Below are 17,709 nucleotides of genomic sequence, written 5' to 3' on the forward strand. Positions count from 1 at the left end.
ACGATCGGGCAAGGCTGTGACCATTGCCGAACGCAAAACATTCACACGCCCTGGGTAAGTTTTCGCTCTGTGCTAACGATAGACGGTTAATGACGACACCCCGTACAGGCGAGCAGGATGTCACCCACACGGGGTAATGGCAGTTTTTTTCGGCCGATATGCCCCCTGCCGTCGGCCTGAGGATGGCCGCTGCCCTTCAAGCCTGATAAAATCGCGCGCCTTCGCAGACCGGCAACAGCCGGGCACCCTCGAATATCGCGTGAGGCAATCACCTTCGTCGATGTCGGCGGTCCCGCTGGACTCGGTCGTTACCCAGAAATCCCCCCTAAAGGCCTGGATCATGAGCAAGCAACCCTCCCTGAGCTACAAGGACGCCGGTGTAGACATCGACGCCGGTGAAGCATTGGTCGAACGCATCAAGAGCGTCGCCAAGCGCACTGCGCGCCCGGAAGTCATGGGCGGCCTGGGCGGTTTCGGCGCCCTCTGCGAAATCCCGGCCGGCTACAAGCAGCCCGTGCTGGTTTCCGGTACTGACGGCGTCGGCACCAAGCTGCGCCTGGCCTTGAACCTGAACAAGCACGACAGCATCGGCATCGACCTGGTTGCCATGTGCGTCAACGACCTGGTGGTGTGCGGCGCAGAGCCGCTGTTCTTCCTCGACTACTACGCCACCGGCAAGCTCAACGTCGACACCGCCGCCCAGGTGGTGACCGGCATCGGCGCTGGTTGCGAACTGTCCGGTTGCTCCCTGGTGGGCGGTGAAACCGCGGAAATGCCAGGCATGTACGAAGGCGAAGACTACGACCTGGCCGGCTTCTGCGTTGGCGTCGTGGAAAAAGCCGAGATCATCGACGGTTCCAAGGTTGCTGCTGGCGATGCGCTGCTCGCCCTGCCGTCTTCCGGCCCGCACTCCAACGGCTATTCGCTGATCCGCAAGATCATCGAAGTGTCCGGTGCCGACATCGAGAACATCCAGCTCGACGGCAAGCCGCTGACCGACCTGCTGATGGCCCCGACCCGTATCTACGTGAAGCCGCTGCTCAAGCTGATCAAGGAAACAGGCGCGGTCAAGGCCATGGCCCACATCACCGGTGGCGGCCTGCTGGACAACATCCCGCGCGTATTGCCAAAAGGCGCACAAGCGGTGGTTGACGTGGCAAGCTGGACTCGCCCTGCGGTGTTCGACTGGCTGCAGGAAAAAGGCAACGTCGACGAAAACGAAATGCACCGCGTGCTGAACTGCGGCGTGGGCATGGTTATCTGCGTGGCTCAAGAGCACGTGGAAACCGCGCTGAACGTGCTGCGTGAAGCTGGCGAGCAGCCTTGGGTCATCGGTCAGATCGCCACCGCTGCCGAAGGCGCGGCCCAGGTTGAACTGAAGAACCTCAAGGCTCACTGATGTCCCAGACCTGTGATGTCGTGGTGCTGCTCTCCGGCACCGGCAGTAACTTGCAGGCCTTGATCGACAGCACGCAGACCGGCGACAGCCCGGTCCGCGTCGCTGCGGTGATCTCCAACCGCGCCGACGCCTACGGCCTGCAACGTGCCAGGGACGCGGGTATCGAAACCCGCACCCTGGATCACAAGGCTTTCGAAGGCCGCGAGGCCTTCGACGCCGCGCTGATCGAACTGATCGACGCCTTCAATCCCAAACTCGTGGTGCTGGCCGGATTCATGCGCATTCTCAGCGCTGATTTCGTACGCCATTACGCCGGTCGCCTGCTCAATATCCATCCCTCGCTGTTGCCCAAATACAAAGGGTTACACACTCATCAGCGCGCGCTGGAGGCCGGGGACGCCGAACACGGCTGCTCCGTGCACTTTGTCACCGAGGAACTCGATGGCGGACCACTGGTCGTACAAGCAGTAATACCGGTAGAGTTGCACGACTCGCCGCAGAGCCTGGCGCAGCGGGTCCATGTACAGGAACACCTGATCTACCCCATGGCCGTACGCTGGTTTGCCGAAGGCCGGCTATCGCTCAGTGAACAAGGTGCTTTACTGGATGGACAGTTGCTTGCGCCCAGCGGCCACTTGATTCGAACCTAGGAGATTTTATGCGTCGCGCCCTGCTCTTCGCTTGTGCTCTGCTCGCCCTGCCCTTCGCACAGGCCGCAGACCTTCAACCGTTCTCCGCCAGCTACACCGCCGACTGGAAACAGTTGCCCATGAGCGGCACGGCTGAACGCAGCCTGACCAAGCAAGCCAACGGCGTCTGGAAGCTCAACTTCAAGGCGTCGATGATGATCGCCAGCCTGTCCGAAGAAAGCACCCTGACCGTCGACAAGGACACCTTGCTGCCACAGTCCTACCATTTCGAACGCGGAGGCCTGGGCAAAGCCAAGAAGGCCGACTTGGACTTCGACTGGACCGCCAAGAAGGTCACCGGCACTGATCGTGGTGACGCGGTCAATATCCCGCTGAACCGCGGCATGCTCGACAAATCCACCTACCAGCTGGCACTGCAGCATGACGTGGCCGCTGGCAAGAAAAGCATGAGCTACCAGGTGGTCGATGATGGCGAAGTCGATACCTATGACTTCCGCGTGCTGGGTGCGGAAAAAGTCGACACCAAGGCTGGCCAGATCGATGCAATCAAGGTCGAGCGCGTGCGCGACCCGACACAAAGCAAGCGCATCACCGTGCTGTGGTTCGCCAAGGACTGGGATTACCTGCTGGTCCGCCTGCAACAGGTCGAGACCGACGGCAAGGAGTACAACATCATGCTCCTGGACGGCAAGGTCAATGGCAAGCCGGTTAAAGGCAGCTGAGCCGAATCGACATGTGAAACGTCGCCATAGCGGCAACGCTGCCTGCTTAAGCAATTAACCCCTGCGAGCTTCCCCGAAAATCCGATGCCAGACCTCTGGCATCGGATTTTTTCTGCTGAACAGGAGCGCTCGCCCTTGGCTACTCTTTAGCCTATACGATACTAGCACCCACACTTCATACATCCCCGCCGAAAAACATTCGAACACAACAATAAAGACAATTTAATAAACCGACTTTCAAACGCCGGGTGCTTTTTTAGCACACACACTAGATCTTCCCTGACACCTTAATCCTACAAACTATGTCGCAATTTCCCACAGCGATTTCCTAATCAAAAAACGCGGGTGATAAATTACATTTTCAGAAACAGCCTACAACTTGGATCGACACTTTTCCTATAATCTGGTGCTCCCTATAAATTAAGGAGCGATTTTAATGGCGAGCCATAGTTACATGAGCATTACCGGTAAGCGTCAAGGGAAGATTTCTGCCGGCTGCTCAGGCCAGAGCTCTATCGGCAACAAGTGTCAATTCGGTCATCAGGACGAAATCATGGTGCTGGCTTTTTCGCATGATATGGTTGCAGGCAATGACGGAAGCATTACCGGTGGTCGCGGTAAACACATGCCTGTCATGATAACCAAAGCCATCGACAAATCATCACCGCTGCTGGCGAGCGCACTGCATGAAGGTGAAGAACTGGACTGCACCATCAATTTATACCGAACTGCTTCGACTGGAGGGCAAGAGCGGTATTATTCCATTCGCCTCACCGGGGCACGTATTGCGCATATCAGTCAGCAGGTACTGCATGCAATTCGCATGAATGATGCAGAGCCGCAAGAGTTGGTATCTATTCGATATAGAGACATTGTTTGGGCGCACATTCCGGGAGCAACGAGCGCCTATAGTAGCTGGATGAATGAGAATGAATGAAACTTCCTGTGATATTCATGACGTGACCAGAGCGGCTTCAGATTTGGTTGCAGCTGGCTGCAGCGTAGGCATGGCGCACATCCCTGATGGCATTGAGCGGCTACGATTTGGATCGATTGTATCTGCCTATGCTGATGAGATTATTCAGGCCGTTGATGAGGGCGTGATAAGCGCATGGGAAGGGCTGCAACAGATCAGGGATGAGCACGCAGAGCTATTATCCAAGGCGTTTTTTTATACTCAGAACGGCATCAGTATTCTAGCAGGAGGCGCACAGATTAAAGCAGGGGTGGTGGTTACGGGCGCATCTTGGGGAGTCGGTGTTATTCCAGGCGCACTTCTAGTCAGTCACGGAGCTAACAATATCGCCGAAGGTGCGGCTAATATTTATAACGGCCCAGACATGCCTACCACTGAAGGACCTATTCGGCGCGGCTATCAGGCGTTATTTAGGGATAGCTACAGCGGCAATATGGCGTACTACACAACAGACTTAATTTTGTCGGGATACGGAATGTTCAGAGTTGTGCGAAAGCCGGGCTCTGTACAGCTTTTTCGATTTGACCCTATTAGTAATGAGCGGAGCTATCAGCAAACTGGGAGGCTGGCTTTGCTCTTTGAAGGATTAGTTGACTCTATCACATTGAACGCCATTGACGAAGAAAATCAATCGACACTAAGCAATCCATAATGTTGGATGATACGCTGCCACTTTATGTCATACCGCGCATTCTTGGAATGTAAAATCGCAAACCAAACAATACTATAAACACATAGGTTGTTAAGTAAGCAATTTTCAAGGTCCGACCTTCAAGTGGGATTATCTCAGTGATTACCCAGACCACCATTCCCATGATCGGAATTGAACACCCTAAAACCAAGAGAGTGACTGCGATATGGTATCGAATATTTTCAAGATTCATTAGCCATCATATCCAACCGATGTGAGCATCGAGATTAATACGACCTTGCAAAACAAATCAACATTTCTTCGGACGGCACCAGAAAACCATTTGTAATCGAATTTGACTGGTTTCAGTGAAAGAACGCCAATGGGGATCTCAGGCAACAGCTTGCTTGCGGATCGAAGCCGAGGAAGGTGACATTTCAAAAACCGATTCCAGTGACTCACAAGACTGCTCCGTTTTAACGAACAGCATTTCCGCCATCGCACTTACTCTCAGGATCGAAAATTGGAACGACCGAAAAACACAATGGCTCTATACCTTCAACACCTTTTTTGATCGAATGACCTTTCCCGTCGCTTGCGAGGTTTCCTATGACTGTCACCGTCAATACCGTCTCCGCCGAAGGATTGCGCCATACCGTACAGATCGATGATCACGAACTCTTTGCCGATGCGCCCGTCACCGCCGGCGGCGAAGGCTCGGCCCCGGAGCCACACGATTACTTCGATGCCGCACTGGGCGCCTGCAAGGCCCTGACCTTGAAGATGTATGCGAAGAAAAAGGACATTCCGCTGACGGGGGTTGGCGTGGAGGTCAAACGCGACAACAGTGAAGAGCAGAAAGGCAAATATGCCCTGCATGTGAAACTGACCCTCAAGGGCGTACTCACCGACGCCCAGCGCGAAGAGCTGCACCGCGTGGCTGACCGCTGCCCGGTACACAAGCTGATGACCAGCAGTGAAGTCAGCATCGAAACCCATCTGTCCGAAGGCGCGTTCAGCCAATAGCGGCAACGGCTGCGCAAGCGGGTTATGCTCGACCGCATCACCCGCTCAGCCTGGAACGCACCATGAACACTCCGCTCGTGATCCGCCCCCGCGCAGAAGATGTCGAAGGCCAACCGATTCTTCGCCCTTTGCCGTCAGCCAAATGCCGCAATGTCGGGCCCTTCGTGTTTTTCGACCACATGCTGCAAACCCGCTACGCCGCGGGAGAAGGCATGAACATCCGCCAGCATCCGCACATCGGCCTGTCCACCCTCACCTACCTCTTTGAAGGCCAGCTGCAGCACAAGGACAGCCTTGGCTCGGATCAGGTGGTGAATGCCGGTGATGTCAGCTGGATGACCGCCGGCAGCGCGATCGCCCATGTCGAGCGCACACCCCAGGCACTGAAAGAAAGCGGCTTTACGATGCACGGCCTGCAGATCTGGCTGGCGTCGCCAAAAGACCGGGAGCAGGGCCCGGGACACTACAGTCATCACCCGGCGAGCACCTTGCCAGTCAGCGAGAACCTTGGGGTGAAGATCCGCATGATCGCAGGCTCGGGCTTTTGCCTGGAGTCGCCAGTGCCGGTACTTTCCCCTACGCTGTATGCCGAACTGCACCTGCAAACGGCGACGACCTTGCTGATTCCCACCGAGCATGAAGAGCGCGCACTGTATGTGTTGAGCGGTGAAGTGCAATTGGATGGCGAATCGATAGAGCCGCATTCGCTGGTGGTGTTGCCGCCCGGAGAAGAGATGACATTGTTCGCCGAGAGCGACTGTCATGCGGTGGTGTTCGGTGGCGCGCCACTGGACGGGCCACGGCGGATCAACTGGAATTTCGTGGCGAGCGACCCGGCGGCTATCGATGAAGCGCGGCGGCGCTGGGCGGCCGGGGATTGGCCAACGGTGCCGGGGGAAGTTGAGAGGATTGAACTGCCTTAAGCAATCCATCGCCTGTCAGGCCGTCTTCGCGGGCAAGCCCGCTCCCACAGTGAATGATGGTGATCACAAGCTTTGTGTACGCCATCGAACCCTGTGGGAGCGGACTTGCCCGCGAAGAGGCCGGCTCAGGCGCCGTTCAGTCAATGCCTGGCAACTGATCAGCCCTTGAACACTTCATCCAGCAGGTTGTGCATCGAAGTGAACGCGCGTGCGGCGACCTTCGCGTCGTACATCATCATGCCCGGCACGTTCGCATGCGGATCGGTGAACGAATGGAACGCACCGCCGTAGCTCAGCAGTTGCCAATCCACGCCAGCCGCGTTCATTTCATCTTCAAACGCGGGCAGCTGTTCTTTAGGCACCAATGGATCGGAAGCGCCATGCAGTACCAGCACCTTGCCCTTGATGTTTTTCGCATCGGCCGGATTCGGTGTATCCAGCGTGCCGTGGAACGAGACAGCCGCTTTCACAGGCGCACCCGTACGGGCGAGTTCCAGCGCGCAGCAGCCACCGAAACAGAAACCGAACGTGGCCAGTTTCGCCGTATCGACAGCGACCTCACCCTGGCTTTGCAATTGCTCGAACGCCACTTGCATGCGCTTGCGCAGCAGCGGCCGGTCATTCTTGAGCGGCATCATTGCCGCGCCTGCCTCATCATTGTTCTGTGGGCGCACCGATTGGCCGTAGAGGTCCGCGATCAGCACCACATAGCCCTTGGCCGCGACCGATTTGGCGATCTCCTCGGCACCGGCACCCACGCCCATCCAGTTCGGCGCCATCAATAAACCTGGACGCGGCCCCTTGTGGTCAGCGTCGAAGGCCAGGCGGCTTTCGTACGGCTGGCCGTCAATCTGATAAGCAACAGAACGTACAGTGATTTGGCTCATATCTGACTCCTGATTATTTAAATACCAGAATGAAAAAACCCGCCGAAGCGGGTTTTTCTACAACGTCGTTAAGCCGACAGCTCAACCAGCAGCTTGTTCAGGCGGCGCACATAGGCCGCCGGGTCCTTCAAGCTGTCGCCGGCCGCCAGGGCCGCCTGATCGAAGAGGATGTGCGACAGATCGCCGAAGCGCTCGTCGCTCTGCTCGCTGTCGAGCTTCTCGATCAGTGGGTGAGCCGGGTTGAATTCGAAGATCGGCTTCGAATCCGGAACCTTCTGCCCGCTGGCTTCGAGGATCTGACGCATCTGCAGGCCCAGGTCCTGCTCGCCGATGGCCAGGATCGCCGGGGAATCGGTCAGGCGATGGGATACCCGTACTTCAGCAACGGATTCGCCCAGAGCAGTCTTCAGACGCTCAACCAGGCCTTCTTTGGACTTGGCGACTTCTTCAGCGGCTTTCTTGTCCTCTTCCGAGTCCAGGTTGCCGAGGTCCAGGTCACCGCGTGCCACGTCGACAAAGCCCTTTCCGTCGAATTCGCTCAGGTAGCTCATCAGCCACTCGTCGATACGATCGGTCAGCAGCAGCACTTCGATGCCTTTCTTGCGGAAGACTTCCAGGTGCGGGCTGTTCTTGACTTGCGCGTAGGTTTCGCCGGTCAGGTAGTAGATCTTGTCCTGACCTTCCTTGGCGCGCGCCAGGTACTCAGTCAGGCCGACAACCTGTTCGCCGTCATCACCATTGGTCGAGGCAAAACGCAGCAAGCCAGCGATTTTCTCTTTGTTGGCGAAGTCTTCTGCCGGGCCTTCTTTCATGACCTGGCCGAAGTTTTTCCAGAAGCCCTTGTATTGCTCTGGATCGTTCTTCGCCAGCTTTTCCAGCATGTCCAGCACGCGCTTGGTCAGTGCCGACTTCATGGAGTCGATGATCGGGTCTTTCTGCAGGATTTCCCGCGACACGTTCAGCGACAGGTCATTGGAGTCCACCACACCCTTGATGAAGCGCAGGTACAGCGGCAGGAAGGACTCGGCCTGATCCATGACGAACACGCGCTGCACGTACAGCTTCAGGCCTTTCGGCGCTTCACGCTGGTACAGGTCGAATGGAGCACGGGCCGGCACGTACAACAGCGAGCTGTATTCCAGCTTGCCTTCGACCTTGTTGTGGCTCCAGCTCAGCGGGTTTTCGAAGTCGTGGGCGATGTGCTTGTAGAATTCCTGGTATTCCTCGTCCTTGATTTCGGTACGCGGACGGGTCCACAGGGCGCTGGCGCGGTTGACGGTTTCCCATTCAACGGCAGGCTTCTCCTCACCCTCGACAGCTGCCACTTCTTTGGGCAACTCGATCGGCAAGGCGATGTGGTCGGAATACTTCTTGATGATGTTACGCAGGCGCCAGCCATCGGCGAACTCGTCTTCACCGGATTTCAGGTGCAGGACGATACGGGTACCGCGCTCGGCCTTGTCGATGGTCGCGACTTCGAAATCGCCCTCACCTTTGGACGACCAGTGCACGCCTTCGCTGGCATCGCTGCCGGCACGACGGCTGTACACATCGACTTTGTCGGCGACGATGAAGGCCGAGTAGAAGCCGACACCGAACTGACCGATCAGGTGCGAGTCTTTCTTCTGGTCGCCCGTCAGGTGCTTCATGAAGTCGGCGGTACCGGATTTGGCGATGGTGCCCAAGTGGGTGATCGCATCTTCGCGGCTCATGCCGATGCCGTTGTCTTCGAGGGTGACGGTCTTGGCGTCCTTGTCGAAGCTCACACGGATTTTCAGTTCAGCGCCGCCTTCGAGCAATTGCGGCTTGGCCAGCGCTTCGAAACGTAATTTGTCTACAGCGTCAGAGGCGTTCGAGATCAGTTCGCGAAGGAAAATTTCCTTGTTGGAATACAGCGAATGGATCATGAGGTGCAGCAGTTGCTTCACCTCGGTCTGGAAGCCCAGGGTTTCCTTTTGAGTTTCCACACTCATGGTCATCAAACTCCAATCAGATGGCATAAGCCGCGACCCTGAGGGTCGGCGGCGGGTTGTCATCAGAGTTGGGGGCTCCATTCAGGATTTCAAGGGCTCATCGAGTTTGAAATGCGCCCGTGCCGTGGCAATGGGTTCGGATTCGGTGCTTTGCCACGCGGTCACCGCCACGTTGGCGACCCGGCGTCCCTGACGACAGACCTGGCAGCGGGCCCAGGTATCGCGAAACTGCCCGGCGCGCAGGTAATCGAGGGAGAAGTCGATGATTTTCGGCACGCCCGGCGAACCGGTGGCCACCAACAGGTGCAGCGCGGCGGACAGCTCCATGAAACCGGCGATCACGCCGCCATGGATGGCCGGCAATAACGGGTTACCTATGTTGTCCTTGTTGGCCGGCAGGCGAAACAACAACTCATCCCCCACCCGCGAGCATTCGACACCGATCAAACTGGCGTAGGGAATCAGGCTCAACAACGGGGCGTACTCTCCCCGCTCATGGGCCAGTTGCACTTGCTCCTTGAACGACTCACTCATGCCGCACCTCCGGCGATGGCGCCGCCGAAACCCTTGGTGCCTTTGATGCCCTTGCCCATGCGCATGAAAGTGCCCACGACATGGGCAATGGGCTGTTCGGGATCATCCTGATAGGCAAAGCCTCGGGCAAAGATCACATCAGTGGTCACCCGATAGCATTGCGCGAAACCGTAGACATCCTTGTGCGGCTCGGCGGCGTGCATGTAGTCGATGCGCAAGTCGAGGGTGGGGCAAACTTCGAACTCCGGGAGTACGCAGAGGGTAGACATGCCGCAAGCGGTGTCCATCAACGTGGTCAGGACGCCGCCGTGAATCACGCCCGTCAGGGGATTGCCGACGATCTGCGGGCTATAAGGCAGCACCACCGTGAGCCCGTCGGCACTGGCGCTGTGAACTCGTAATCCGAGCACCTGGCAATGTCGCAGCGCCGACAAAAATCGTGTTGCACGCTCAAAAACGGGATTTTCAGCCATTTGATAAAGACTCTTGTTTACAGCGCTTCAGTGAAGTCGGGGCCCAGGTAAAAGTTCCGCGTTAGAACAAACTTATATATCTCTGGAATTTGAGGAACTTAACCCTGATGGCTGTGCTCTTAAGGCCAGATAGATAATTTCCATAAGGAGAAACACCCCATGCGTAAGACTTTAGCTATTGCCTTGATGTTGACCGCTTCCCTCGGTCTCGCTGCCTGCGATAAAAAATCCGAGGACAAAGCTCAAGATGCCACCAAACATGCTGAGCAAGCGCAGCAAGACATGAACAAAGCTCAGGATAAAGTGAACGACGCGGCGAAAGAAAACGCCGAAGCTGCCAAAGCTCAGGCTGAATCGAACGCAGCAGCACAAGAAGAAGCTGCCAAGAAGCAATAAGCCGCTTCTCGCGATAAAAGAAAACCCGCCAAGTGCGGGTTTTCTTTTATCGGCGATTGACCCGTTAGAGCAAAATCGTTCGAAAAGTCGGACTGATCATCAACAACAACGAGCAGATCAAACCCACCAGCCAAACCAGACTTCGCTGCCAGGCCAGGTCCTTCCAATAGCACACCAGATAGATCACCCGCGCTACCACAAAGATAATCGCCAGCCAATCGATGAGCCATCCCGCTGTTTGCGTGGTGTGGGCCATCAACACGCCCACCGCAAACAATATGAAGGCTTCGAAGCTGTTCTGATGGGCCGCCACCGCGCGCGCGCCCAGGCCTGTAAGTTGCGCCTGCTGTTGGCGCGGCAGGTGGTTGTTGTAACCCCCCTGCTCTTTCATCGCCGTGGTCACGGGCATGCGCGCCACGTAAATCAGCACGGCACTGATAAATACGCACCAGAATGGAATACTCATCAAGCGGCCTCTTTGTTCACCTCGGGCAACGGTGCCTCTGTAGGGGTATAGACCATGACATCGAGAACGTCGGAGTGAAACTCACGGCGGTACAGTACAAACACGACGCCGGCACTCATCAACATGAACAGCCAGGGGCTGACGAACCAGGCCAGCATGGTCATGCCGAAATAGTAGGAACGCAGGCCGAAGTTGAACTGGTTGGCGGCCATGGAGATAACCCGGGCAGCACGGTTGGCAAAGGCTTTGCGCTCCAGCTCCGACACATGTCGCTCACCCACCATGGGCGCAGAGCCCACCAGGATGGCCGCGAAGTTGTACTGGCGCATGCACCAGCTGAAGGTAAAGAACGCGTAGACGAACACCAGTGCCAGGCACAACAACTTGATCTCGGACATCCCCTGGGACGCCTGTTGCACCATCGGGATATCCGCCAGCAACGACACCGCCCTTTCCGACGCCCCAAGCACCGTGAGAATACCGGCCAGGATAATCAGGGTACTGGAGGCAAAGAACGACGCATTGCGCTCCAGGTTGCCGATCACGCTGGCATCGGCGATGCGGTTGTCACGCAGCAGCATGCGGCGCATCCAGTCTTCGCGATACAGATGCAGCACGCTGGCCAGGCAGGCCGTATCTCGGCCTTTCCAGGTCGCATAGCGGGTGTAGCCGCCCCAGCAGATGACGAACCAGATGGCAGCGAGGATGTGAATCAGGTTGGCTTGGATGAACGACATGCAGGTCCTTGTGATGTAGTAGCAGGAACACCGTACCCTTTGTAGGAGCGAGCATGCTCGCGAAGGTCGCGAACTATGGCGCGTGTTTACTGAATACACGCGTTGCTCTCAGGTTTTTCGCGAGCATGCTCGCTCCTACAGGGGATTGCGCAGTCTTTCGACGTTAGCGCAGAAGAAAAGACACCGCATCACCCCATAAAAAAATGCCCCGTATCGATTGATACGGGGCATTTCTGCGTTGTTTACAGGCCCGCTTGTGACGGGCCGGTAAAGCTTAAGCCAGCGCTTCTTCGCGCTTGCCCAGCAGACGGTCGCAAACCACCGCGACCACCAGGGTCATCACCGAGGGCACCAGCCATGCCAGGCCCTGCTCGCTCAACGGCAAGTGAGCCAACTGAGACGGCATCCAATCCGCCAGACCCGCACCCTTGAGCGCGTCGATCAGGCCGAAGATGAACGACACCAGCATCACCGGGCCGACAATGCGCCCTTGTTCATGCCAGAAGTCCTTGCAGAAGCTCAGGGCCACCAAGGCGATGCACGGCGGGTAGATCGCGGTCAGGACCGGGATCGAGAACGCGATCAGCTTGGTCAGGCCCAGATTGGACACCAGCAGCGAGAACGCCGCGAGGATGATCACCAGCGTCTTGTAGGACAGTGGCAGCACACGGCTGAAGTATTCGGCACAGGCGCAGGTCAGGCCGACAGCCGTTACCAGGCACGCCAGGGAAATCAGCACCGCAAGGAATCCGCTGCCCAGGGAACCGAAGGTGTGTTGTACGTAGGCGTGCAAGACCGCCGCGCCGTTGGTAGCGCCAGCCGCCACTTCATGGCTGCCCGAGCCCAGGCGGAACAGGCTGATGTACACCAAAGCCAGGCCCACGCCGGCGATCAAGCCGGCAATGATCGCGTAGCGGGTGATCAGCGCTGGCGACTCGACGCCGCGCGAGCGAATGGCATTGACGATCACGATGCCGAACACCAGTGCACCGAGGGTGTCCATGGTCAGGTAACCATTGATGAACCCCTGGGAAAACGGCGCCGCCACGTACTCAGGCGTAGCATGGCCGATATCACCGGCAGGCAACGCGAACGCAGCGATGCCGAGCGCGGCCAACGCGATGATCTTCAGCGGTGCGAGGAAACGTCCGACGGTGTCCAGCAGACGGCCCGGATAGAGCGAAATGAAGAACACCACCAGGAAGTACACCGAGCTGTAGAGGAACAACGCCAGTGGGCTTTCGCCGGTCAGGGGTGCCAGGCCGACTTCAAAGGATACGGTAGCGGTACGCGGCGTGGCGAACAGCGGGCCGACAGCGAGGTAGCAGGCTGCTGCCAGCAAGCCACCGGCGATCTTGCCAATCGGGCTGCTCAGCGCATCCATGGCGCCACCGACCTTGGCCAGGGCAACGACAGTGACTACGGGTAGACCGACTGCGGTGATGAGGAAGCCCAGTGCCGCCATCCAGACATGAGGCCCGGACTGCAAACCGACGATAGGCGGGAAGATGATGTTGCCAGCCCCGACGAACAGGGCAAACGTCATAAAACCAAGTGCCAGGATATCCTGGCCTTTCAACACTTTCATTAAGGAAATACCACACTACTGAATCGGAATTTAGAGAGGGATTTCCCTATGGGTGAGGGAAATGCTGTCGGTCCGTATGGGGCCAACCCTTTAAGCGCGTTGCAGCCTTGTGGGCGCGGACGCAAAAATGGCGCGTAGCCTAACGAATTTGGGCGACAAACGCACTGTTTGAGGGCGAACTATCCGATACACGACGTTTCCATGTCGCGTTTACATACTTAATTTTCCTGCCCCGACCCTGTGGCGAGGGGATTCATCCCCGTTGGACCGCAAAGCGGTCCCAGAACTGTCACATTCGGTGTTCAGAAATACCGCGTTGCTGATTTCACGACTGCTGCGCAGCCGAACGGGGATGAATCCCCTCGCCACAAAAACCCAGCACACATCTCAAACCCCGGAAACGACAAAGGCCACCCGAAGGTGGCCTTTGTTTGGTGAAGCGTCAGCTAAGCGCGAGGCTTACTTGACAGCCCAACCGGTCAGCTCGGCCAGGGCCTTGCCGATGTCTGCCAGCGAACGCACGGTTTTAACGCCTGCGTCTTGCAGAGCAGCGAATTTCTCGTCTGCAGTGCCTTTGCCGCCAGAGATGATTGCGCCAGCATGGCCCATGCGCTTGCCCGGAGGGGCAGTCACACCAGCGATGTAGGAAACAACCGGCTTGGTCACGTGTGCCTTGATGTAGGCAGCCGCTTCTTCTTCAGCCGAACCGCCGATCTCACCGATCATCACGATCGCTTCGGTCTTCGGGTCTTCCTGGAACAGCTTCAGGATGTCGATGAAGTTCGAACCCGGGATCGGGTCACCACCGATGCCGACGCAAGTCGACTGACCGAAACCGGCGTCAGTAGTCTGCTTCACAGCTTCGTAGGTCAGGGTGCCGGAACGGGAAACGATACCGACCTTGCCTGGCAAGTGAATGTGACCTGGCATGATGCCGATCTTGCATTCGCCTGGGGTGATCACGCCTGGGCAGTTAGGGCCGATCAGGACTACGCCCAGTTCGTCGCACTTAACTTTAGCGTCCAGCATGTCCAGGGTAGGAATGCCTTCGGTGATGCACACGATCAGCTTGATGCCGCCGAAAGCAGCTTCCAGGATCGAGTCCTTGCAGAAAGGAGCCGGAACGTAGATCACGCTGGCGGTGGCGCCAGTGGCCGCTACGGCGTCTTTCACGGTGTTGAACACTGGCAGGCCCAGGTGCTCGGTGCCGCCTTTGCCTGGAGTTACACCACCAACCATCTTGGTGCCGTACTCGATGGCTTGCTGGGTGTGGAAACTACCTTGCGAACCGGTAATACCCTGGCAGATAACTTTGGTGTCTTTATTGATCAGGACGCTCATTATTTGCCCTCCGCAGCTTTGACAACTTGTTGAGCAGCGTCGGTCAGGCTGGTAGCAGCGATGATGTTCAAACCGCTTTCTGCCAGTACTTTAGCGCCCAGCTCAGCGTTGTTGCCTTCAAGGCGAACAACAACCGGGATTTTCACGCCGACTTCTTTCACTGCACCGATGATGCCTTCGGCAATCATGTCGCAACGAACGATGCCGCCGAAGATGTTAACCAGTACTGCAGCGACGTTGGTGTCGGACAGAATGATCTTGAACGCTTCGGTAACGCGTTCTTTGGTAGCACCGCCGCCCACGTCGAGGAAGTTGGCTGGCTTGCCGCCATGCAGGTTGACGATGTCCATGGTACCCATGGCCAGGCCAGCACCGTTGACCATGCAACCGATGTTGCCTTCCAGTGCTACGTAGTTCAGTTCGAACTTGGCAGCGTGCGCTTCGCGCGGATCGTCTTGCGACGGATCGTGGAAAGTCTTCAGCTTAGGCTGACGGTACATGGCGTTGGCGTCGATGTTGATCTTGGCGTCCAGGCAGTGCAGATCGCCGTCAGCCTTGATCACCAGCGGGTTCACTTCCAGCAGGGCCAGGTCGTGATCCTTGAACAGCTTGGCCAGACCAACGAAGATCTTGGCGAACTGAGCAACCTGCTTGCCTTCCAGACCCAGCTGGAATGCCAGCTCGCGACCCTGGAATGGCTGAGCGCCAACCAGTGGATCGATAGTGGCTTTCAGAATTTTTTCTGGAGTGTCGTGAGCGATTTTCTCGATGTCCACGCCACCTTCGGTGGAAGCCATGAACACGATGCGACGGCTCGAACGGTCAACGACAGCGCCCAGGTACAGCTCTTTAGCGATATCAGTGCACGATTCAACCAGGATCTTGGTGACTGGCTGACCATTGGCGTCAGTCTGGTAAGTCACCAGACGCTTGCCCAGCCACTGCTGTGCGAATGCTTTAGCGTCTTCTTTGCTGCGAACCAGCTTAACGCCGCCCGCTTTACCGCGACCACCGGCGTGGACCTGGGCTTTGACAACCCACTCGCTGCCGCCGATCTTGTCGCAAGCTTCTGCTGCTGCTTCCGGGGTGTCTACCGCGTAACCGGTGGAAACTGGCAGGCCGTATTCAGCGAACAGCTGCTTACCCTGATACTCGTGAAGATTCATGCTTATTACCGTCTTCGTTAGGTACTGCGCATTCGGTGCTGCACTCATTCAAGTGCCGCACCACCTGTGACTGCTGCTTGCATGGCCTTTCCGGACAACCGGTGCAGCCATGCAAGGCTGCGTCCAGCGGATATTCCGCGGTGAGTCTTGCATGCAAGGCTCACGACGGGCCACTCCGCCGTGGTTTCTTATTGTCTTTTCAGACATGTGAAAACTGCTGCGCTCGGAAATACTGCGTTAAAAACAGGTTCAAAATGCTCATTGACTGACGTCAACTCCGCTTTCTCACCTGTTTTTGCCTTGTCTTTCCGTCGCTCGCGACGTTTTCACATAGCCTTCAACGCTTCTTGCGGTTGGCGATGTGGATGGCGCCGCCATTCACTGCCAAAGCAGCTTCGTGCAAGGCTTCAGACAGGGTCGGATGGGAGAAAACCATCATGCCCAGGTCTTCAGCGCTGGTGCCGAATTCCATACCGATCGCACCCTGCTGAACCAGTTCGGCAGCGCTTGGGCCAATCACGTGGACGCCCAATACGCGGTCTGTCTTGGCATCTGCGATGACCTTGACGAAACCACCGGTGTCGTTGGCAGCCATGGCACGGCCGGAGGCTGCGAACGGGAAGGTGCCGACGTTAACTTCAACGCCTTCAGCTTTCAAGGCCTGCTCGGTTTTACCAACCCACGCGATTTCCGGGTGAGTATAAATAACCGAAGGGATCAAATCATAGTTCATCTGGGCCTTGTGGCCCTTGATGCGCTCGACAACCATGATGCCTTCTTCCGACGCTTTGTGCGCCAGCATCATGCCGCGAACCACGTCACCAATGGCGTAGACGCCCGGTACGGTGGTGGCGCAGTGATCGTCGACGTGCACGAAACCGCGCTCGTCCAGGGTCACGCCGCAGTCGGCAGCCAGCAGATCAGTGGTCACCGGGCGGCGACCAACGGCTACGATCAGCTTGTCGAAAGTGATGTTCTGCTCGCCGTTGGCATCGGTGTAGTTCACCACGACTTCGTCGCCGTTCACTTTGGAGCCGGTCACGCGAGCGCCCAGCTTGATGTCCAGGCCCTGCTTGGTCAGGGTTTTCAGCGCTTCCTTGGAAACGGCTGCGTCAGCGGCCATCAGGAAAGTGTCCAGGGCTTCCAGGACAGTCACTTCTGCACCCAGACGCGACCAGACCGAACCCAGCTCCAGACCGATCACGCCAGCGCCGATCACGCCCAGGCGTTTTGGTACGGATTGGAATTCCAGGGCGCCGGTGGAATCGACGATCACATTCTGGTCGACCGGAGCCGGTGGAATGTCGATCGGACGCGAGCCTGGTGCCAGGATCACGTTCTCGGCTTCGATGACTTCTACCGAACCGTCAGGCTTGGTGACTTCAACTTTCTTGCCGGCCAGCAGCTTGCCGTGACCCTGGATGGAGGTCACACCGTTGGCTTTGAACAGGGTAGCAACACCGGAGGTCAGGCCTTTGACGATGGTGGCTTTACGGCCGACCATTGCTGGCACGTCCATGGTCACGCCAGCGTGGTTGATACCGTGGATCGCGAAGCCTTCTTTGGCTTCCTTGTACTTCCAGGAGCTGTCCAGCAGCGCCTTGGACGGAATGCAGCCGACGTTCAGGCAAGTACCGCCCAGAGCCAGTTTGTCATCCTTGTCGGTGTACTTCTCGATGCAGGCAGTGCTGAGGCCCAACTGAGCGGCCTTGATGGCAGCTACGTAGCCGCCAGGGCCCGCGCCGATCACTACTACGTCAAATTTCTGCGACATTCAAAAAATCCTCTTTAGCGAAAAGCTTGAAGCCGCAAGCGACAAGC

At 57.3% G+C, this 17,709-nt stretch carries 18 protein-coding genes; 8 read left to right on the forward strand and 10 right to left on the reverse strand.

The genetic code is table 11. The features are described 5' to 3' along the window. The first annotated feature begins 340 nt into the window (after nt 1-340). The 7 genes from purM to QLG10_RS24270 all read left to right on the forward strand — a co-directional run bounded on the left by purM (nt 341) and on the right by QLG10_RS24270 (nt 6,327). The gene (purM, locus tag QLG10_RS24240; RefSeq protein WP_110746334.1) at nt 341-1,399 is read left to right on the forward strand and encodes a phosphoribosylformylglycinamidine cyclo-ligase; all 1,059 of its coding nucleotides are present in this window, start codon (nt 341-343) and stop codon (nt 1,397-1,399) included. Then, entirely contained in the window at nt 1,399-2,049 is a 651-nt protein-coding gene (purN, locus tag QLG10_RS24245; protein WP_020799790.1) for a phosphoribosylglycinamide formyltransferase, read from the forward strand. Before purM ends, purN begins: the two co-directional genes overlap by 1 nt. A gap of 8 nt (nt 2,050-2,057) precedes the next feature. Next, complete coding sequence (locus tag QLG10_RS24250) at nt 2,058-2,771, forward strand: DUF3108 domain-containing protein (RefSeq protein ID WP_110746332.1); 714 nt, start codon at nt 2,058-2,060, stop codon at nt 2,769-2,771. A 436-nt stretch (nt 2,772-3,207) separates the two neighbouring features. Then, nucleotides 3,208-3,708 (forward strand): Hcp family type VI secretion system effector, encoded by a 501-nt coding sequence (locus QLG10_RS24255; RefSeq protein WP_282488175.1) that lies wholly within the window; start codon nt 3,208-3,210, stop codon nt 3,706-3,708. Then, nucleotides 3,701-4,399 carry a DUF4225 domain-containing protein gene (locus tag QLG10_RS24260; RefSeq protein WP_282488176.1) on the forward strand — a complete coding sequence of 233 codons (699 nt, stop codon included), beginning with the start codon at nt 3,701-3,703 and terminating at the stop codon, nt 4,397-4,399. The genes QLG10_RS24255 and QLG10_RS24260 overlap by 8 nt, the downstream gene beginning before the upstream one ends. Nucleotides 4,400-4,987: 588 nt before the next feature. Continuing rightward, the gene (locus QLG10_RS24265; protein WP_033044272.1) at nt 4,988-5,404 is read left to right on the forward strand and encodes an OsmC family protein; all 417 of its coding nucleotides are present in this window, start codon (nt 4,988-4,990) and stop codon (nt 5,402-5,404) included. 62 nt (nt 5,405-5,466) lie between these two features. Continuing rightward, nucleotides 5,467-6,327, forward strand: coding sequence for a pirin family protein (locus QLG10_RS24270; protein ID WP_110746330.1), 861 nt, complete (start codon nt 5,467-5,469; stop codon nt 6,325-6,327). 158 nt (nt 6,328-6,485) lie between these two features. Here QLG10_RS24270 and QLG10_RS24275 read toward each other — a convergent pair whose 3' ends face one another. The 4 genes from QLG10_RS24275 to QLG10_RS24290 form a co-directional block, all read right to left on the reverse strand. Continuing rightward, complete coding sequence (locus QLG10_RS24275) at nt 6,486-7,214, reverse strand: dienelactone hydrolase family protein (protein ID WP_282488177.1); 729 nt, start codon at nt 7,212-7,214, stop codon at nt 6,486-6,488. 68 nt (nt 7,215-7,282) lie between these two features. Beyond that, entirely contained in the window at nt 7,283-9,187 is a 1,905-nt protein-coding gene (gene htpG / locus QLG10_RS24280) for a molecular chaperone HtpG (RefSeq protein ID WP_110746630.1), read from the reverse strand. A gap of 81 nt (nt 9,188-9,268) precedes the next feature. Next, nucleotides 9,269-9,721 carry a PaaI family thioesterase gene (locus QLG10_RS24285; RefSeq protein ID WP_020799796.1) on the reverse strand — a complete coding sequence of 151 codons (453 nt, stop codon included), beginning with the start codon at nt 9,719-9,721 and terminating at the stop codon, nt 9,269-9,271. Next, on the reverse strand, nt 9,718-10,194 hold the full coding sequence (locus tag QLG10_RS24290; protein WP_083348461.1) for a PaaI family thioesterase: 477 nt from the start codon (nt 10,192-10,194) through the stop codon (nt 9,718-9,720). The genes QLG10_RS24285 and QLG10_RS24290 overlap by 4 nt, the downstream gene beginning before the upstream one ends. A gap of 159 nt (nt 10,195-10,353) precedes the next feature. Between QLG10_RS24290 and QLG10_RS24295 the strand changes: the two genes are divergently transcribed. Continuing rightward, entirely contained in the window at nt 10,354-10,590 is a 237-nt protein-coding gene (locus QLG10_RS24295) for a hypothetical protein (RefSeq protein ID WP_033044611.1), read from the forward strand. A gap of 64 nt (nt 10,591-10,654) precedes the next feature. On the opposite strand, the gene QLG10_RS24300 is transcribed toward QLG10_RS24295, so the two are convergent. The 6 genes from QLG10_RS24300 to lpdA form a co-directional block, all read right to left on the reverse strand. After that, nucleotides 10,655-11,056 (reverse strand): MAPEG family protein, encoded by a 402-nt coding sequence (locus tag QLG10_RS24300; RefSeq protein ID WP_110746327.1) that lies wholly within the window; start codon nt 11,054-11,056, stop codon nt 10,655-10,657. Further along, nucleotides 11,056-11,793: a DUF599 family protein gene (locus tag QLG10_RS24305; protein WP_110746325.1), complete on the reverse strand. Its 738-nt coding sequence runs from the start codon at nt 11,791-11,793 to the stop codon at nt 11,056-11,058. The genes QLG10_RS24300 and QLG10_RS24305 overlap by 1 nt, the downstream gene beginning before the upstream one ends. Before the next feature lie 274 nt (nt 11,794-12,067). Further along, nucleotides 12,068-13,381, reverse strand: a complete 1,314-nt coding sequence (gene brnQ / locus QLG10_RS24310; RefSeq protein WP_110746323.1) for a branched-chain amino acid transport system II carrier protein — start codon at nt 13,379-13,381, stop codon at nt 12,068-12,070. A 459-nt stretch (nt 13,382-13,840) separates the two neighbouring features. Beyond that, complete coding sequence (gene sucD, locus QLG10_RS24315) at nt 13,841-14,722, reverse strand: succinate--CoA ligase subunit alpha (RefSeq protein WP_007919877.1); 882 nt, start codon at nt 14,720-14,722, stop codon at nt 13,841-13,843. Next, nucleotides 14,722-15,888 carry an ADP-forming succinate--CoA ligase subunit beta gene (sucC, locus tag QLG10_RS24320; RefSeq protein WP_007919879.1) on the reverse strand — a complete coding sequence of 389 codons (1,167 nt, stop codon included), beginning with the start codon at nt 15,886-15,888 and terminating at the stop codon, nt 14,722-14,724. The genes sucD and sucC overlap by 1 nt, the downstream gene beginning before the upstream one ends. Nucleotides 15,889-16,225: 337 nt before the next feature. Beyond that, nucleotides 16,226-17,662 carry a dihydrolipoyl dehydrogenase gene (lpdA, locus tag QLG10_RS24325; protein WP_020799802.1) on the reverse strand — a complete coding sequence of 479 codons (1,437 nt, stop codon included), beginning with the start codon at nt 17,660-17,662 and terminating at the stop codon, nt 16,226-16,228. Nucleotides 17,663-17,709 lie beyond the last annotated feature (47 nt).

It is taken from the genome of Pseudomonas sp. V98_8 (assembly GCF_029967975.1).
Taxonomy (GTDB): Bacteria; Pseudomonadota; Gammaproteobacteria; order Pseudomonadales; family Pseudomonadaceae; genus Aquipseudomonas; species Aquipseudomonas umsongensis.

Coding starts and splice junctions, on each gene's coding strand:
- purM (WP_110746334.1), top strand. CDS start 341: ATGAGCAAGCAACCCTCCCTGAGCTACAAGGACGCCGGTGTAGACATC.
- purN (WP_020799790.1), top strand. CDS start 1,399: ATGTCCCAGACCTGTGATGTCGTGGTGCTGCTCTCCGGCACCGGCAGT.
- QLG10_RS24250 (WP_110746332.1), top strand. CDS start 2,058: ATGCGTCGCGCCCTGCTCTTCGCTTGTGCTCTGCTCGCCCTGCCCTTC.
- QLG10_RS24255 (WP_282488175.1), top strand. CDS start 3,208: ATGGCGAGCCATAGTTACATGAGCATTACCGGTAAGCGTCAAGGGAAG.
- QLG10_RS24260 (WP_282488176.1), top strand. CDS start 3,701: ATGAATGAAACTTCCTGTGATATTCATGACGTGACCAGAGCGGCTTCA.
- QLG10_RS24265 (WP_033044272.1), top strand. CDS start 4,988: ATGACTGTCACCGTCAATACCGTCTCCGCCGAAGGATTGCGCCATACC.
- QLG10_RS24270 (WP_110746330.1), top strand. CDS start 5,467: ATGAACACTCCGCTCGTGATCCGCCCCCGCGCAGAAGATGTCGAAGGC.
- QLG10_RS24275 (WP_282488177.1), bottom strand. CDS start 7,214: ATGAGCCAAATCACTGTACGTTCTGTTGCTTATCAGATTGACGGCCAG.
- htpG (WP_110746630.1), bottom strand. CDS start 9,187: ATGAGTGTGGAAACTCAAAAGGAAACCCTGGGCTTCCAGACCGAGGTG.
- QLG10_RS24285 (WP_020799796.1), bottom strand. CDS start 9,721: ATGAGTGAGTCGTTCAAGGAGCAAGTGCAACTGGCCCATGAGCGGGGA.
- QLG10_RS24290 (WP_083348461.1), bottom strand. CDS start 10,194: ATGGCTGAAAATCCCGTTTTTGAGCGTGCAACACGATTTTTGTCGGCG.
- QLG10_RS24295 (WP_033044611.1), top strand. CDS start 10,354: ATGCGTAAGACTTTAGCTATTGCCTTGATGTTGACCGCTTCCCTCGGT.
- QLG10_RS24300 (WP_110746327.1), bottom strand. CDS start 11,056: ATGAGTATTCCATTCTGGTGCGTATTTATCAGTGCCGTGCTGATTTAC.
- QLG10_RS24305 (WP_110746325.1), bottom strand. CDS start 11,793: ATGTCGTTCATCCAAGCCAACCTGATTCACATCCTCGCTGCCATCTGG.
- brnQ (WP_110746323.1), bottom strand. CDS start 13,381: ATGAAAGTGTTGAAAGGCCAGGATATCCTGGCACTTGGTTTTATGACG.
- sucD (WP_007919877.1), bottom strand. CDS start 14,722: ATGAGCGTCCTGATCAATAAAGACACCAAAGTTATCTGCCAGGGTATT.
- sucC (WP_007919879.1), bottom strand. CDS start 15,888: ATGAATCTTCACGAGTATCAGGGTAAGCAGCTGTTCGCTGAATACGGC.
- lpdA (WP_020799802.1), bottom strand. CDS start 17,662: ATGTCGCAGAAATTTGACGTAGTAGTGATCGGCGCGGGCCCTGGCGGC.